General features: G+C 60.2%; 13 protein-coding genes. 5 read left to right on the forward strand and 8 right to left on the reverse strand.

Going from position 1 to position 15,734, the window contains the following annotated elements; all coding sequences use genetic code 11:
- Positions 1-129: 129 nt before the first annotated feature.
- Positions 130-3,036, forward strand: a complete 2,907-nt coding sequence (locus LGH70_RS20695; RefSeq protein ID WP_226189658.1) for a T9SS type A sorting domain-containing protein — start codon at positions 130-132, stop codon at positions 3,034-3,036.
- Positions 3,037-3,130: 94 nt separating this feature from the next.
- Here LGH70_RS20695 and rpoN read toward each other — a convergent pair whose 3' ends face one another.
- On the reverse strand, positions 3,131-4,714 hold the full coding sequence (rpoN, locus tag LGH70_RS20700) for an RNA polymerase factor sigma-54 (RefSeq protein WP_226189659.1): 1,584 nt from the start codon (positions 4,712-4,714) through the stop codon (positions 3,131-3,133).
- A gap of 241 nt (positions 4,715-4,955) precedes the next feature.
- On the opposite strand from rpoN, the gene asnS reads away from it, so the two are divergent.
- Positions 4,956-6,359: an asparagine--tRNA ligase gene (gene asnS, locus LGH70_RS20705; RefSeq protein WP_226189660.1), complete on the forward strand. Its 1,404-nt coding sequence runs from the start codon at positions 4,956-4,958 to the stop codon at positions 6,357-6,359.
- Between the two features lie 78 nt (positions 6,360-6,437).
- On the opposite strand, the gene LGH70_RS20710 is transcribed toward asnS, so the two are convergent.
- From LGH70_RS20710 to LGH70_RS20720, 3 genes are all read right to left on the reverse strand, one after another.
- On the reverse strand, positions 6,438-6,689 hold the full coding sequence (locus tag LGH70_RS20710; protein WP_226189661.1) for a hypothetical protein: 252 nt from the start codon (positions 6,687-6,689) through the stop codon (positions 6,438-6,440).
- Between the two features lie 30 nt (positions 6,690-6,719).
- Positions 6,720-7,793, reverse strand: coding sequence for a hypothetical protein (locus tag LGH70_RS20715; RefSeq protein WP_226189662.1), 1,074 nt, complete (start codon positions 7,791-7,793; stop codon positions 6,720-6,722).
- A gap of 114 nt (positions 7,794-7,907) precedes the next feature.
- Positions 7,908-8,393, reverse strand: coding sequence for a hypothetical protein (locus LGH70_RS20720; protein WP_226189664.1), 486 nt, complete (start codon positions 8,391-8,393; stop codon positions 7,908-7,910).
- A 332-nt stretch (positions 8,394-8,725) separates the two neighbouring features.
- Between LGH70_RS20720 and uvrA the strand changes: the two genes are divergently transcribed.
- Entirely contained in the window at positions 8,726-11,590 is a 2,865-nt protein-coding gene (uvrA, locus tag LGH70_RS20725; RefSeq protein ID WP_226189666.1) for an excinuclease ABC subunit UvrA, read from the forward strand.
- 66 nt (positions 11,591-11,656) lie between these two features.
- Complete coding sequence (locus tag LGH70_RS20730; RefSeq protein ID WP_226189668.1) at positions 11,657-12,085, forward strand: hypothetical protein; 429 nt, start codon at positions 11,657-11,659, stop codon at positions 12,083-12,085.
- Positions 12,086-12,100: 15 nt separating this feature from the next.
- Here LGH70_RS20730 and LGH70_RS20735 read toward each other — a convergent pair whose 3' ends face one another.
- From LGH70_RS20735 to LGH70_RS20750, 4 genes are all read right to left on the reverse strand, one after another.
- Complete coding sequence (locus tag LGH70_RS20735; RefSeq protein WP_226189670.1) at positions 12,101-12,781, reverse strand: TMEM175 family protein; 681 nt, start codon at positions 12,779-12,781, stop codon at positions 12,101-12,103.
- 148 nt (positions 12,782-12,929) lie between these two features.
- Entirely contained in the window at positions 12,930-13,622 is a 693-nt protein-coding gene (locus LGH70_RS20740) for a DUF4142 domain-containing protein (RefSeq protein WP_226189672.1), read from the reverse strand.
- Between the two features lie 111 nt (positions 13,623-13,733).
- Positions 13,734-13,928 (reverse strand): hypothetical protein, encoded by a 195-nt coding sequence (locus LGH70_RS20745; RefSeq protein ID WP_226189674.1) that lies wholly within the window; start codon positions 13,926-13,928, stop codon positions 13,734-13,736.
- A 74-nt stretch (positions 13,929-14,002) separates the two neighbouring features.
- Positions 14,003-14,593: a DUF4142 domain-containing protein gene (locus tag LGH70_RS20750; RefSeq protein ID WP_226189676.1), complete on the reverse strand. Its 591-nt coding sequence runs from the start codon at positions 14,591-14,593 to the stop codon at positions 14,003-14,005.
- A gap of 184 nt (positions 14,594-14,777) precedes the next feature.
- Between LGH70_RS20750 and LGH70_RS20755 the strand changes: the two genes are divergently transcribed.
- Positions 14,778-15,641: a hypothetical protein gene (locus LGH70_RS20755; protein WP_226189678.1), complete on the forward strand. Its 864-nt coding sequence runs from the start codon at positions 14,778-14,780 to the stop codon at positions 15,639-15,641.
- The last annotated feature ends 93 nt before the right edge of the window (positions 15,642-15,734 follow it).

Raw genomic sequence — 15,734 nt, forward strand, 5'->3', positions numbered from 1 at the left:
AGAAGGCGACAGAGGAAACTCCTAGTTATATTTGGAAACCCTAATAGTTGGGTTCAATTCGAGAAACGCTTGAAAAAAAATTTACGCTCCGTAAGCGGCATGCAATGGGCATGCGCCAGCTTACTTACTATGGGAGTTGCCTTGGGCAGCTACCACCTGCAACAGCTTTCCTTGTCCCACCGTCCTGCACCGCACGGTCTGAGCTCAGAGTCAGAAGAGGAAGAACCAAAGCGCCCCGACCGTCCCGATTTGGCCCTGGCTCAGGAAGTAGCGCTTACCCGCGACCCGGCCACGGGCACCGTGCCGCGCGAACGGCTGCTGGTAGCCCAGGAGCAGATCGCGCAGATGCTGGCGGAAAAGGCCGGCCAGCGGGCCATTGGCGGCAGTCTGAGCACGGCCAACTGGTCGGAGAAAGGCCCCAGCAACATCGGTGGCCGAGTGCGGGCCCTGTTGCCCGACCCCGCTGACGCTACCGGCAATAAGGTGTGGGCCGGCTCGGTGGGCGGCGGCCTCTGGAAAACAAACAACGCCATGGCCACCACGCCCACCTGGACGAAGGTGAATGACTCGTTTGCCAACATGGCCATTACGACCATGGCCTACAATCCCAATAACTCCGATATTATGTATTTCGGAACGGGTGAGGGCTTTGGCAATGTAGATGCGGTGCGGGGCATGGGTATCTGGAAATCAACCGACCACGGCGCATCCTGGAGCCAGCTAAGCAGCACCAACACCTTTGAGTTCTACTATGTGCAGAAGCTAGTAGTCGACAAGAACGGCTGGCTGTACGCCGCCACGTCCAGCGGCCTGCGCCGCAGCAAGGACGGTGGCGCCACCTGGGCGGGCGTGCTGTACAATAACAGCGCGGGCTACGGAAACTTTTCGGACGTGGATGTGCACCCGACCACGGGAGCGGTATACGCCTCGCTGGGTATCTTTCAGGCGGGGGGAGGCATTATGTACTCGGCTTCGGGCGATGCCGGGACCTATGCCAACCTGAACGCTCCGGCCAACTCCGGCTTGCCGGCCAACAACACCCATTACCGGGTGGAGGTGGCCATTGCGCCCAGCGACCCAACGCGGATGTACGCCATGTTCTGCTCCACCTCCAGCACGCTGCTCAACATCTACCGGTCGTTAGACGGTGGCCTGACCTGGCAGGCGCTACCTAAGCCCGATGATGCGGATACCGGCATTACGGCGGCCGACTTCACCCGCGGGCAGGCCTGGTACGACTTGGCTATTGCCGTGTCCCCGACGGACCCCAACACGGTGTTTGTGGGCGGAATCGATATTTTCAAGACGAGCAATGCGGGAGCTACCGGGGCCAACAGCGTCTCCTGGCAGCAGGTAACGCACTGGTACGGCGGCTTCGGCTTCCAGAATATTCACGCTGACCAGCATGCCATTGCCTTTCTGCCGGGCTCGGGCACTATTGCGTACTTCGGCAACGACGGCGGCGTGGCCCGGACCACCAACGCTACGGCGGCCACTCCGACCCTGACGCACATCAACTCGGGGTTCAACGTGACGCAGTTCTACAGCGTGGCGGCTCACCCCACCGACTACAACTATTTCCTGGCCGGGGCTCAGGACAACGGAACCCAGCAGTTCAGGAGTACCACCGGCACGCAAACCCGGGACATCAACGGCGGCGACGGGGCCTTCTGCTTTATCGACGAAGACCAGCCTCAATACCAGTTTGCCACCTACGTTTACAGCAACATCTACCGCACCTCGACGGGCGGCACGGAAACCCAGTTTCCGACCACGCTCGTGAACGACAACACCGGCTCCTTCATCAACCCGATGGAGTACGACAGCAAGAACAACGCGCTGTATTACGCCTACAGCGCCAACAACCTGCGCCGCACCCTGCAGGCCACCGGCTCACCGGTATCGGCTACTATCTCCCTGGTTACCACGGCCGTGCCCGCCCCGGGTCAGGTTACGCACGTAGCCGTGTCGCCGAACGTGGACAACCGGGTGTATGTGGGTACCAGCAGCGGCAAAGTGCTGCGCATCGACAACGCCCACACGGCCACGCCGACCGTTACGCCGATTTATACTACCGGGCCCACCAACGTTTCCATTTCCGGCATTGCCGTGGAGCGCAGCGCTGTTACGCCCGATGCCGACCAGCACATTCTGTTCACCGTTTCCAACTACGGAGCTACCAGCGTGTGGCAGACTACCAACGGCGGCACCGCCTGGGCTTCGGCCGAAGGCAACCTGCCCGATATGCCCGTGCGCTGGGTACTGTTTGACCCCACGGGCGGCAAACGCGCTATGATTGCCACCGAGCTGGGCGTGTGGACCACCGACGACCTGACGACCGCCGCCGTAAGCTGGTCGCCGTCTAACACCAACCTGGCCAACGTGCGTGTGGATATGCTGCGCCTGCGCAAAGCCGACCGCATGGTGGTGGCCGCCACCCACGGGCGCGGTGTCTTTACTTCCAACGTCTTTATCGTCAACCCGCTGCCGGTGGAGCTGACCAGCTTTACGGGCCGCGGCACGGAGGCGGGAGTGGCGCTGCGCTGGCAAACGGCTTCGGAGCACCAGAGCCGTAGCTTCGTGGTAGAGCGGGCCGCCGATGGGAAGTCTTTCCAGGCAATCGGTAGCCAGGCTGCCGCTGGCAACAGCAGTGCCGTCCGCGTGTATACCTACCTCGACGAAACGGCTGGCCCGGGCAAGTACGCCTACCGTCTGCACCAGCTCGACCAGGACGGCTCGGGTTCCTACTCGCCCGCCGTGATGGTGAATTTAGCCGCCAGTGCCGCGCCGCTGCTCACCAGTGCCTATCCGAGTCCCTTCAGCAACGAGCTGACGCTGCAGCTGCGGGAGCCGGTGCGCGGCGACATTATGGCCACGCTGACCAACACACAGGGCCGCGTGGTTTACCGTGCCCGTCAGCAAAGCCCCAGCCGCCTGGTGCCGCTGGCCGTGCCCACCACTCTGGCCGCCGGCAGCTACCTGCTCACGGTGCAGGCCGCCGGACAGCAGGCCACCCGCCGCGTGATGCACCGCTAAGCGGGGTGCTGACCTCTCAATAGTCAGGTACACAAAGAGCCGCCCGAAATGCTTCCGGCGGCTCTTTGTGATTTGCAATGCTTTCCAGTGAGGCCTACAGCTCTTTGCGCAAACGAGCTACTGGAATATTAAGCTGCTCCCGGTACTTGGCTACGGTGCGGCGGGCAATGTTATAGCCGCGGGCGTTGAGCATTTTCTCCAGCTTATCGTCGCTGAGCGGGCGGTTTTTGCTTTCGCCCTCGATGATTTCCTTCAGGATGTGCTTCACCTCGCGGGAGCTGGCATCTTCGCCCGAGTCGGTGGCAATGCCTTCCGAGAAGAAGTACTTCAGCGGGTAGATACCAAACTCGGTCTGCACCGACTTGGAGTTGGCCACCCGGCTCACGGTGCTGATGTCCATACCAATTTCGGTGGCTATGTCCTTCAGAATCATGGGGCGCAGCTTGCTTTCGTCGCCTTCCAGGAAAAAGTCGTGCTGGTAGCGCACGATGGAGTCCATGGTTTTGAGCAGGGTCTGCTGGCGCTGCTTGATGGCGTCGATAAACCAGCGGGCCGAGTCGAGCTTCTGCTTCACGAAGGTCACGGCCTCTTTCATCTTCTTGTCCTTCTTGGCCGCCTTGTCGTAGGTCTGGAACATCTCGGTGTAGGCCGGGGCCACCCGCAGGTCCGGGGCGTTGCGCGCGTTCAGCGTGAGGTTGAACACGCCGTTGTCGTTGGTCAGGATGAAGTCGGGGATGATGTACTGCACCTTGCCCATGCCCACGGGGCCAGTGCCGCCGGGCTTGGGGTTCAGCTTCAGAATCAGGGCAATGGCCTCCTTCAGCTCGTCGTCTTCCAGGTCCAGCTTCTGCTGAATGCGCTGGTAGTGCTTCTTGGTAAACTCGTCGAACGTCTCACTCAGAATCCGCTCGGCGTGCTCAGTCAGCTCATCCTGATGCCGCCGCTCCAGCTGCAGCAACAGGCACTCCTGCAGGTCGCGGGCGGCAATACCGGCCGGGTCGAAGCTCTGAATCAGGTGGAGTACGCCTTCGATTTCGGCCTCATCGGCCTCGATGTTCTGCGAAAAAGCCAGGTCGTTAGCAATGGCCGACAGGTCGCGCCGGATGTAGCCGTCGTTGTCAATCGAGCCGATCAGCTGGCGGCCGATGGCTTCTTGCTTCTCGTCGAGGTCGGCAAAGCCCAGCTGGTCGAGCAGGGCATCGGTGAGGGAGGCGCCGGTATCGGCCAGGGGCATTTCCCGGTCGTCTTCGGGCTCACCGGGCCCGTCGCCCTGCATCTTGTAGCCCGCTATTTCGTCGTCGTTCAGGTAATCGCCCAGGTCCAGCTCTTCATTGTCCTTGGTGTTGTCGACCGGGTCATCCTCCTTGGTCGGAATCTCAATTTCGGGCTGTTCCTCGCTGCCCTGATCGAAGTCTTCGTCGAGGGTGTTATCGTCGGAGTCAAACTCGGAATCGGGGTCGTCGAAGTCGTCCGAATCGTCGGCCTCGTCGTCGCGCTCCTGGTCTTCTACCTCGTCGTCGGTGTTTTCGTCGCCCTCCTCCAGGGCCGGATTCACTTCCAGCTCTTCCTTGATGCGCGCCTCCAGCTCTGCTGTCGGGATTTGCAGCAGCTTAATGAATTGTATCTGTTGGGGAGACAGCTTCTGCGAGAGAAGCTGTTTCATGTCAAGTCTTTGCATACTCTGGAAAGCGTGTAACCCCACGGTAAAGTGCCAGCGGGGTTCTCTTCAAATATAGACCTTTCTGTACTTGAGTTAGGTCAAAAAAGTTGAGCCCGGGGCCCCACATCATTTTGGCAAAACAACGCCGCCGGCCCCGAATCACAAAACAAACGAGGCGAATCCGGTAAACTGATTTTTGCACCCCGCAAAAGTCCTACCTTTGCCGACTTAACGTTTACAATACAGAAAGCTAAGTCCGATGTCTGTCAGAAGGTCGAGTGTGCAGGAGCTGCTCCAGAGCCAGGAGCTGGAGCGTGAGGTGGTGGTGAAAGGCTGGGTGCGTACCCGCCGCGGGAATAAATATGTGCAGTTTATTGCCATCAACGACGGTTCCGGCTTCAATTCCATTCAGGTGGTGGCCGATGCCGAGAAGTTTCCCGAGGAAACGCTCAAGGCCGACGGCGTCGAAAACGGCGCGGCCGTGATGGTGCGCGGCAAGCTGGTCGCCTCCCAGGGCAAAGGCCAGAGCGTGGAAATTCAGGCGTCGGAAATTACGGTGTATGGCAAGGCCGACACCGAAACCTACCCGCTCCAGAAGAAAGGCCACTCCCTCGAGTTCCTGCGCGAAATTGCCCACCTGCGCCCCCGTACCAACACGTTTGGCGCGGTGCTGCGCATCCGGCACGCTATGGCCTTTGCCGTGCACCAGTACTTCAACGACCACGGCTTCTACTACGTGCACACGCCCATCGTGACGGGCTCCGATGCGGAAGGTGCCGGCCAGATGTTCCGCGTAACCACGCTGCCCGACCAGAACCCGCCCCTGATGGAAGACAAGTCGGCGGTAGACTACAAGCAGGACTTCTTCGGCAAGCAAACCAACCTGACCGTTTCGGGCCAGCTGGAAGCCGAAGTGGCCGCCATGGCGCTGGGCAAAGTGTACACGTTCGGGCCCACGTTCCGGGCCGAGAATTCCAACACCGCCCGCCATCTGGCCGAGTTCTGGATGATTGAGCCCGAGGTGGCCTTCAACGACCTGCAGGACAACATGGACCTGGCCGAGGACTTCCTCCGCCACCTGGTGCGCTACGCCCTGACCCACTGCGCCGACGACCTCAAGTTCCTCAACGAGCAGTACGACAAGGAGCTGTTGGGTCGCCTGCAGTTCGTGGTCGACAACGATTTCACCCGCCTGACCTACACCGAAGCGGTGGAAATCCTGAAAACGGCCAAGCAGAAGTTCGAATTCCCCGTGGACTGGGGTACCGACCTGCAGAGCGAGCATGAGCGGTATCTGGTAGAAAAGCACTTCAAGAAGCCCGTTATCCTGACCGATTATCCCAAGGATATCAAGGCCTTCTACATGAAGCTCAACGACGACAACAAAACCGTGCGGGCCATGGACGTGCTGTTTCCCGGCATCGGCGAAATTATCGGCGGCTCGCAGCGCGAGGAAAGTCTGGAGAAGCTCACCACCCGCATGGCCGAAATGCACGTGCACGAGGAAGAGCTGTGGTGGTATCTGGAGCTGCGCAAGTACGGCACCGCGCCTCACGCCGGCTTCGGGCTAGGCTTCGAGCGTCTCATGCTGTTCGTGACCGGCATGGGCAACATCCGCGACGTAATTCCCTTCCCCCGCTTCCCCAAGAGCGCCGAGTTTTAGGAAGTGCAGCGTTTAGAGCATACAAAACAGAAATGGCGGACCTGATCAGGTCCGCCATTTCTGTTTTGTATGCTTACTTCAGCAGTAATTGCGCAGCTCCTTGTCATCCACGGCTACCAAGGCATCGAGGCGCAGCTCGAAGCCGTCTTCCAGGCGCAAATACTCCACCTTGTCTTTGATGAACAGGTCGGTGATAATGCCGGTGTAGGTGCTCGGCGGCGTGTCGGGCTCGGTGCGGTAGAGCAGGGTGCAGACCTGGCGGGTGGTGGCACGGGCTTCCAGCTCGTCGTAGAAGCTGCAGCTGATGGGTTGATACGGATTCTGGGGCATGGCGTGAAGCAAACAGGGTGGAGTTTCTGCTTACGGATTTCGGCCGGAAGCAGGTAAGTCGGAATCCGGTTTAGCGGACGCGCCCAGTAACTGCCGCAGTGGCGCGAACAGCGGGTGACGGTCAAGTATAAGCGCTACGGCAGTAGCCACCACGGGCCCGGCCAGCAGCAGCATGCGGCTCATTTCGCCCGAGAGCAGCATGTGGGCCAGCACGGCCGCCAGTACCAGCAGGGTAGGGCCGGGCTGCAACAGGCCCAGCCACGAGCGAATAGCCGTCCGGCCGCCCCAGAAGCCTGCGAGCAGTACCAGATTAAACAAGCCGAACACGCCCCCGCAGATAAACAGGCCGCGCGGCGACAAAAGCCACTTCAGGTTGCTGAGAATGTTGCGCCCGTGCTCCAGGGCATTGGCCACACTGCCTACCGCCGCGGCCGGCGTATACGCATCGACGGCCGCGTGCAGGGCCACCACCAGCCCCGCCGCGCCCAGCAACGCCAGCAGCCGCTGCCACAGCGGCACGAAGCGGCCGTAGAGTAAGGCCACGGGCAGAAACAGCAGAAATGACTCCTTCAGCACCGGGCCCAGTACTATTACGGCCAGCAGCAGGCCCGCCGCCTTCACGCGCACGGCGTAGCAGAGCGCCGCTACGGCCAGCACCACCGCGCTATCCACGAGCACCAGCCCGCTGATGTAACTGGCCGTGCCGCTGCACACTACTGCCGCCATGCCAATGAGTGCCGGTCCGGCGGCCGCGCCGTGGGCCCGTGCCGTGCGGTACAGCAGCAGGCCGGCCAGGCTCAGCAGCAGCACATTCAGCAGGAAAAAGCTGCTGCCGATGGGCGGTGTATTCGAGGGGGAAATAAGGCTCGTAACTCCGCTGATGCTGCGGGCCAGCGCGCCAGCCACCAGCGGCAGTACCACCCGGTAGCGGTGCGTCACGGGCACGTCGAAGTTGCCCTGGGCCATCTGCAGGTAGCTGCGCTCATCGATGGTATAGGCCGCCGGGTGGTTGACCAGCACGAAGTAGGCATTGCTCCACAGCAGAGCCATGGCCAGCAGAAATACCAGCAGCAAAGACCGACGACGCGTAAACCAGAGGGGCATAAGCAAGAGCTGGGACTAAGGTGTAATGTTACGCGAGATACCGCACAATAATCGGCACAAAAAAGCCTCTCCCGTAGGAGAGGCCTTGCGCTGTACTATACTGCCGGGGCGGCCTTAGTGCTTGTTCTTGCCATTTCCGTGGCCTTTGCCATTCCCGTTGCCCTTGCCGTTGCCTTTTCCATTGCCCGAGTTGCCTTCGTACACGGCATTCTGGTTGACGATGACGGTCTGGCCGCTGCGCATTTTCTTGGCTTGGCCGGGGGGCATGCCGTGCGGGTGGCCTTTGTACTTGGTGCGGTACTCCTCAATGCGTACCCAGGGCTGGGCCCCCACGTAATCGACTACTACGGGGTGAAAGGTGCGCGTATCGTAGCCGGCATTGCGTACCCGGCTCCACCGGCCTTCGCGCTGCACCACGTATTGCCGGTCGCGCACGTCGTAGTAGCCGTCCACTTCCGGAATGTAGTAGTACTGCGTGTTGGGGCCCACCGCCGGACCCCAGGAGGGCGGCGTGATGTTGATATTAACCTGAGCCTGGACCGTGGTGGTGTGCAGGGAGAGGGCAAACAGGCCCGCCGCGGCAATTTTGAGCAGTTTCATGGTTTGGTGGGGTATAATGAAGGGAACGTAAAGCGGAGCTCTGGCAAATACGGCGCCAACCCGCCACGGTTCAGCTCGGCGGCGTTGCGCGGGCCACCATATTAATTTTGATTGGAACGGGACAATCTGCCCAGCCTCCGTGTTGTAACTCCTCTGCTGCCAGGTCAACTACTGGCGGCTACCCTCGAAGTCAGGGGCTAAAACCACTGGCAAATAAGCTATTCGGGGTAGCCAAAGGGCCGCGTTTTGCGTACCTTTGCGGACTTATTCGACCTGCTTGCATGGCTAAGAAAACGACTGCCCCTAGTGCTTCTGCTCATTCTGCCGCTGTAATGGCCCCGCCTGCCCCCCAGCCGGAGCGGGCTGCCGATGTGGAGGCCCCTTTTATTGAAGTGTACGGCGCCCGGGAGCACAACCTGAAAAACGTGTCGGTCCAGATTCCGCGGGGCCAGCTGGTGGTGTTCACCGGCATTTCGGGCTCGGGCAAGTCTAGCTTGGCCTTCGACACGATTTATGCCGAGGGTCAGCGCCGCTACATGGAGACGTTTTCGGCCTACGCCCGCTCGTTCATGGGCGGGCTGGAGCGCCCCGACGTGGACAAAATCGAAGGGTTGTCGCCGGTTATCAGCATCGAGCAGAAAACCACCTCGCGCAACCCCCGCTCCACGGTGGGCACCATCACCGAGATTTACGACTTTCTGCGCCTGCTCTACGCCCGCACGGCCGAGGCCTTCAGCTACGCTACGGGGCAGAAGATGATCCGGCAGAGCGACGAGCAGATTATCAACTATATCCTCAAGCACTTCGCCGACAAGAAGCTGGTGGTGCTGGCGCCCGTCGTAAAAGGGCGCAAAGGTCACTACCGGGAGCTGTTTCAGCAGATTGCCAAGCTGGGCTTTACCAAAGTACGCGTCGATGGGGAGCTGCTCGACATTACGCCCAAGATGCAGGTGGACCGCTACAAAATCCACGACATTGAAATCGTTATCGACCGGCTCAAGGCCACGAAGGAAGACCGGTTCCGGCTGTCGGGCTCGGTGCAAAACTCCCTGACCCACGGCAAGGGCACGATGCTGGTGCTGGACTCGGACTCGGGTAAGACGCAGTTTTTCTCGCGCTTCCTGATGGACCCGACGACCGGTATTGCCTACGACGACCCGGCGCCCAATACGTTTTCGTTTAACTCGCCCTACGGGGCCTGCCCCACCTGCAATGGCCTGGGCGAGGTGCAGGAGATTACCGAGGACAGCGTGATGCCCGACAAGAAGCTGAGTATCAGCCGCGGCGGCATCGCGCCCTTAGGCGAGTACCGCGACATCTGGATTTTTCAGCAGCTGAGCACCATTCTCAAGCGCCACAAAGCCAGCCTCTCCACCGCCCTCGACAAGCTACCCGCCGACCTGCTCGAAAAGCTGCTCTACGGCGTGGAAGAAGAGGAAGGCAGTGACCCCAAGAAGGCCGGCTACGTGGAGCCCTTCGAGGGCATTATACCGTTTCTGCGCCGCCAGATGGATTCCGACTCGGAGAATATCCGCGCCTGGATTCAGGAGTACACCCAGGCCAAAGAGTGCCCCGAGTGCCACGGCTACCGCCTCAAAAAGGAGTCGTTGCACTTCAAGATTGCCGACAAGAACATCGGGGAGCTGTCGGTGATGGACATTGCTCAGCTGGCCCAGTGGTTTGAAGGCCTGGAAAGCCGGATTTCGGACCGCCAGAACCTGATTGCCCGGGAGCTGCTGAAAGAAATCCGCAAGCGCATCGGCTTTCTGCTGGAAGTGGGCCTGGAGTACCTGAGCCTGCACCGCTCGGTCCGCACCTTGTCGGGTGGGGAGTCGCAGCGGATTCGCCTGGCCACCCAGATTGGCACCCAGCTTGTGGGCGTGCTCTACATCATGGATGAGCCCAGCATCGGCCTGCACCAGCGCGACAACGAGCGGCTCATCAAGGCCCTGCAGCACCTGCGCGACATCGGCAACTCGGTGATTGTGGTGGAGCACGACAAGGACATGATTATGAATGCCGACTACGTGCTCGACATTGGTCCGGGCGCGGGTATTCACGGCGGCCATATCGTGGCCCAGGGCTCCCCCACGGATATTTTTCAGTCGGGCAGCCTCACGTCGCAGTACCTGAGCGGGCAGAAGCACATCGAGCTGCGCCGCCAGAAGCGCAAGGGCGACGGAGGCCAGTTGGTGCTGAAAGGCGCCACCGGCCACAACCTGAAGAACGTCACGGCCAAGTTCCCGCTGGGCAAGCTGGTAGCCGTTACGGGCGTGTCGGGCTCGGGCAAGTCGTCGTTGATTCACGACACGCTCTACCCGATTCTCAACCAGTTCTTTTTCAACGCCAAGCGCGACCCACTGCCCTACCAGAGTATCGAAGGCCTGGAGCTGATTGACAAGGTAATCGAGGTCGACCAGTCGCCGATTGGCCGCACGCCGCGTTCCAACCCGGCTACCTATACGGGCGTGTTCACCGAAATCCGCAGCTTGTTCGCCTCGTTGCCCGAGGCCAAAATCCGGGGCTACGGGCCGGGCCGCTTCTCCTTCAACGTGAAAGGTGGGCGCTGCGAAACCTGCGAAGGAGCCGGCATGCGCACCATCGAAATGAATTTCCTGCCCGACGTGCACGTGCCCTGCGAAACCTGCAAAGGCCGCCGCTACAACCGCGAAACGCTGGAAGTGCGCTTCAAGGGCAAGAGCATCACCGACATTCTGGACATGACGGTGGAAAAAGCGGTGGAGTACTTCGAAAATCAGCCCCGGATTCTGCGCAAGATTCAGGTGCTGAACGAAGTAGGTCTGGGCTACCTCACCCTGGGGCAACAGGCTACTACGCTGAGTGGGGGCGAGGCCCAGCGCGTGAAGCTGGCCACCGAGCTGGGCAAAAAGGACACCGGCAAAACCTTCTACATCCTCGACGAGCCCACCACCGGCCTGCACTTCGAAGACATTAACCACCTCTCCGACGTACTCCAGAAGCTTGTCGACAAGGGTAACACGGTACTTATCATCGAGCACAACCTGGACCTGATTAAAGTCGCCGACCATATCATTGACCTTGGGCCTGAGGGTGGCGGGGGTGGGGGCACCATCGTGGCCCAGGGCACGCCCGAGCAGGTGGCCAAGGTGAAGAAAGGCCACACGGCCCGCTTCCTGGCCGAGGAGCTCAGGAGTAGTAAGTACGCTGAGGCGTAAGCAAGAGTAAGGTATTGCAAATGAGGCCGGGAAATGATTATTTCCCGGCCTCATTTTTTTCTGTCTATGCGCGTTTTTCTACTGCTCCCAATTCTGGCACTCCTAGCTGCTGGTGCCGCTACCACCCCGCCGACCGGCACCCGTTTCGAAGGCAAGTTTACCAATGGCATGAAGGGCAATACGCTCAGCTTTGTGCTGGCTCCCGACGGCAAAACTATCCGCGACGTTACGTTTAAAGGGTATTGGCGCTGCGACGGTAAGCTGGAAATGCTGGGTGCTACCGGCCCGCAGGGTACTTTTGCAGTTACCAATGGCACAGTTGCCGGCCGCATCTGTGAGCCCCCGAACGGCGGCGCATCAGCTTGGTGCTTCGATTTGGGCGGCAAGCTCACGGGCAAAACAGCTGCCGGCCGCTTCCGCATGAACATCAATGCCTTACGGTGCGATTCTTACGAATTGCAGTGGGAAGCCTCGGCCGTGGGCCCAGCCAAATAAGAATTATAGCGGCTGTTAAGCCAGCACGGTTGCTCCATGCCGCTGCTGGTAAGCAGCCGTAAGGCGCCGGTAGCGTTTGCGCTGCAGAAAGGCTAGCAGCGGAAACGCTACGGCCGGTATCAGGCGCAGGGCCAGCGGTGGCAGTACGAAGGCCAGGGCAATGCTGCTGATAAATACTACCGGCGACATCAGCGGCCGGGCTATATCTAGGTCGGGATGCTCGTGCTCGGGCGCGGCTACTAGTTGGGGGCGGGCCTTGCTCAGGTGGCGTTGCAGGGCAATCTGCATCAGGCCGGTGAAGGCAATGTTGATGCTGTACAGAATCCAGGGGGTGCGTAGCAGGCTGTATTCGCTCTGGTAGGCTGTAGTGAAGGGCATCAGGATGATGCTGAGCAGAAACACCAGGTTCAGCCACAGCAGCCGGTTGTCGAGGCGGCGTACGAAGCGGAAGATGCGGTGATGGGCCGTCCAGTAAATGGCAATGATGAAGAAGCTTAAAAAGAGCCCGATAAACTTGGGTATCAAATGAGCCAGCACCGACTGCACCGCGCCCTCGGTGGGGTGCTCCAGCTCCGGCACCTTGATTTCGATGACCAGCAGGGTAATAGCAATAGCAAACACGGCATCGGTAAACAGGATTACCCGCTCAATCTGGAATGTGTCGCGGTGTTGCTGAATCTGTTCAGAACCATCCATAGTGCATAGGGCCCGCAATGGTAAGCCGGCTGGTCAAATATAGAGTTTGTGCTATGATCAGCCAACCCCGCCCGCCGGGAAAGTGCCGCAACAAAAAAGCCGCCGGACACGAGTCCGACGGCTTTCTATACTCACTACAGCAGCTAGCTTACATGCTGGCGTGCTTCTTCGACATATCCAGGTGACCTTGGACTACGGGCGTCACCTTACTGATGAAGCCTTGCAGGTCGGCGTCCTGAGTCATGGTCTGGTGGGCTTTGAGCGTGTTCAGCGTCTTCTGGTGGTCGAGCACCATCTGATTCAGGAACTGCTTTTCCAGCTCAGCCCCCGATAGGCTTTCCATTTGTTTGGCAATGGCTTTGTGCTCGGCATCCATGTCGGTGGGCAGGGTCACGCCCTTCTTCTTGGCTATGGCCATCAGGTCCGTCGTCGACTTGGTGTGGTCCTTAATCATCATGTCGGCGTGCTGCTTGGTCATGCCCGTAGCGCCTTTCGAGAGTACCAGCTTGCTAAGCTGAATCTCATTCTGGTCGCTGTGCGCCGCCGACATCATAAACTCCGGGTCGGTGGAATGAGGGGCGGTGGCACCGGAAGAGTTGGCGTTCATATCGGCTGGAGCGGTGCCCGTGGCAGCGGCACTACCCGCCGCACTGGCATCGGCAGGCATCGAAGTAGTCGAGGAGTCGCCGTTGGTGGCCGCGTTCATGTAGTTGTCACCGGCGTTGCCACCGGCTTCTTCCGAGTTCGTGGTGCCGTCGGTCGTGGTCGTGGTGCTGTCGTTGCTGCAGGCGCCCAGGCTCATCAGGCTGGCGCACAGCAGGCTCATCGTAATACGTTTCATATAAAGGTGGTTTGGTTGGAATAGAAAAGGGGAGCGGGGGGTATTGGTACAGTAGCTGCAGCCATCAGGGCATGGCATTAGGAGCAGCCGGGAGCGGGGTAATCGGGGGGGTTAAGGAGCCGTAGTGGTATCGGCCATGGCCGAGTCGGCGTTGGCCGTCACGTTCACGCCGGCATCATTGTCAATCACCGTGGCATCGGCCTGCACGCCACCTTCCTGGGCGGCCTGGTCCATGTCGCTCACGGCCTCGCCGGCCGTGCCGTCGGTGCGCTTTTCATCGTTGCCACAGCTAGTCAGGGAAAGCATTGCCCCGAGGGCAAGCAGAGAAAGAAATCGGGTCATCATACAGTGATTGGGTTGAGTAAAAAAGGGAAATGTACTTAGGGTAAGTCTTCTAGCTGGTCATCGACCTCCTTGGCCATGTCCAGGTGGTCCCGCAGTACGGGGGCATATTTGGCGGCAAAGCCCCGGATGTCGCCATCGTAGGCGTCTTTGCTCATGTCCTCAAATTCATCGGCGCTTTTCTTGTGGTCGTCTACCATGCGGGCCATGTATTCCTTGTCGAACTGGGTGCCAGTGAAACCCGAAAGCGTGCGGTAGGTCTCCTGTTGCTCGCGGCCCAGGCTGGCCGGCAATACCAGGCCTTTCTGCTCGGCCAGGGTTTTCAGAGCGGCATTCGCCTCGCCGTGCTGCGTGGCCATCTGCTGCGCAAAGGTCTTGACTGCCGGCTGGGTGGCTTTCTGCTGGGCCAGCTTGCCCAGCTCCACTTCCAGCATACCGTCGCTGGCGGCAGCTACCATAAACTCGGCGTCGCGCTCCTGCTTTTCCGTCACGTTTTCGTCGCCGATCCGCTTCTCGTTCTGAAACTGCGCCTCGGCCACCGGGTCTTTCTGCCCTTGCTCTGGCGAGCAGGCAGCAGCAAGCATCAGCAGACTGCCCCACAGGGCTAGGGTTCGATAAGAACAACGCATAGGATACCGGCCGGGAAGGTGGAGGTACAGCCGGGTTATCTATACGGTCATCGGCGTGGGTGGTTCAGAATGAAATAGTTCCGCGGTCCGAAAAAAAACTTTGCTAAGGGTTAAACTATGGTTCAGCCTCCGCCTCTAACGGCTACAAAATCAACCCATACCACACTCTTCAACCCGCCTCTGCATGAAAAATCCCATCCTTCGCTCGCTCGGACTAGCTGCCCTGGCCAGCAGCCTGCTGTGCTTCACCGCCTGCAACCGTGACCTCGACAAAGATGCTGCCCCCGAAAACCTGGAATCGGCGGAGGACAGCGGCAACGCGGAAGACGAAAACGCCTCCATCGGTGACATGATTGAAGCTGCTACTCCCGACAATGAGCGGGTGTCGAACGGGGCCGTGCGCGAGCCGGGCGACGTGGCTCGGGTGGTGGGCACCTGTGCCGTGCGCACCTACAACGCCGAAACCCGCACCCTGACCATTGACTTTGGCGCTACCAACTGCGTGTGCCCCAACGGCAAAACCCGGCGCGGGCAGATTGTAGTGGTATTCGGCGGCCCCTACCGCCTGAATGGTGTGGTGCAGGCCGGCGCTACGGCTACCGTCAACCTGATAAATTACTACGTGAACGACAACCGCCACACCGGTACCAGGGTCTTTACCAGCCTGGGCAATGGCTCCTTCAACCTGAGCGTGCAGAATGCCAGCATCACCACCCCGGACGGCACCCACAGCTGGACCTCGCAGCGCGTATACTCGCGCACGGCCGGCTTCGGCACGCCCACCGTGCAAGACGATAAGTATCAGGTAACGGGGCAGGCTTCGGGTGTCAACCGCAAGGGCGTAAGCTACACGGCCCAGATCCAAACCCCGTTGGTAAAAAACTTCACGCTCGGCTGCGCCCGGCATTTCACGGCGGGCACCGTCAGCATCAGCAACTCCAAGGGCAAAACCCTGCTGCTGAACTACGACCCCACCGGCACCGCGGCCTGCGACAACATTGCCAGCATCACGGTGAACGGCACCACGCGCACGATTCGCCTCCGCTAGCTTTCCGCCCCAGCACCCCACACCTAGCACACTGCCGGTTTAGGCGGCGGTAAAACGAAAAGCGGCCCGGAGTTTCCGGGCCGCTTTTGCGTG

Source organism: Hymenobacter nitidus (assembly GCF_020447315.1).
Classification (GTDB): domain Bacteria; phylum Bacteroidota; class Bacteroidia; order Cytophagales; family Hymenobacteraceae; genus Hymenobacter; species Hymenobacter nitidus.

Bases quoted from the DNA above. Each gene is read 5' to 3' on its own strand.
- LGH70_RS20740 (WP_226189672.1), bottom strand. From the start codon at position 13,622: ATGAAACGTATTACGATGAGCCTGCTGTGCGCCAGCCTGATGAGCCTG.
- LGH70_RS20715 (WP_226189662.1), bottom strand. From the start codon at position 7,793: ATGCCCCTCTGGTTTACGCGTCGTCGGTCTTTGCTGCTGGTATTTCTG.
- rpoN (WP_226189659.1), bottom strand. From the start codon at position 4,714: ATGCAAAGACTTGACATGAAACAGCTTCTCTCGCAGAAGCTGTCTCCC.
- LGH70_RS20750 (WP_226189676.1), bottom strand. From the start codon at position 14,593: ATGCGTTGTTCTTATCGAACCCTAGCCCTGTGGGGCAGTCTGCTGATG.
- asnS (WP_226189660.1), top strand. From the start codon at position 4,956: ATGTCTGTCAGAAGGTCGAGTGTGCAGGAGCTGCTCCAGAGCCAGGAG.
- LGH70_RS20710 (WP_226189661.1), bottom strand. From the start codon at position 6,689: ATGCCCCAGAATCCGTATCAACCCATCAGCTGCAGCTTCTACGACGAG.
- LGH70_RS20755 (WP_226189678.1), top strand. From the start codon at position 14,778: ATGAAAAATCCCATCCTTCGCTCGCTCGGACTAGCTGCCCTGGCCAGC.
- LGH70_RS20730 (WP_226189668.1), top strand. From the start codon at position 11,657: ATGCGCGTTTTTCTACTGCTCCCAATTCTGGCACTCCTAGCTGCTGGT.
- LGH70_RS20695 (WP_226189658.1), top strand. From the start codon at position 130: ATGGGAGTTGCCTTGGGCAGCTACCACCTGCAACAGCTTTCCTTGTCC.
- LGH70_RS20745 (WP_226189674.1), bottom strand. From the start codon at position 13,928: ATGCTTTCCCTGACTAGCTGTGGCAACGATGAAAAGCGCACCGACGGC.
- LGH70_RS20735 (WP_226189670.1), bottom strand. From the start codon at position 12,781: ATGGATGGTTCTGAACAGATTCAGCAACACCGCGACACATTCCAGATT.
- uvrA (WP_226189666.1), top strand. From the start codon at position 8,726: ATGGCCCCGCCTGCCCCCCAGCCGGAGCGGGCTGCCGATGTGGAGGCC.
- LGH70_RS20720 (WP_226189664.1), bottom strand. From the start codon at position 8,393: ATGAAACTGCTCAAAATTGCCGCGGCGGGCCTGTTTGCCCTCTCCCTG.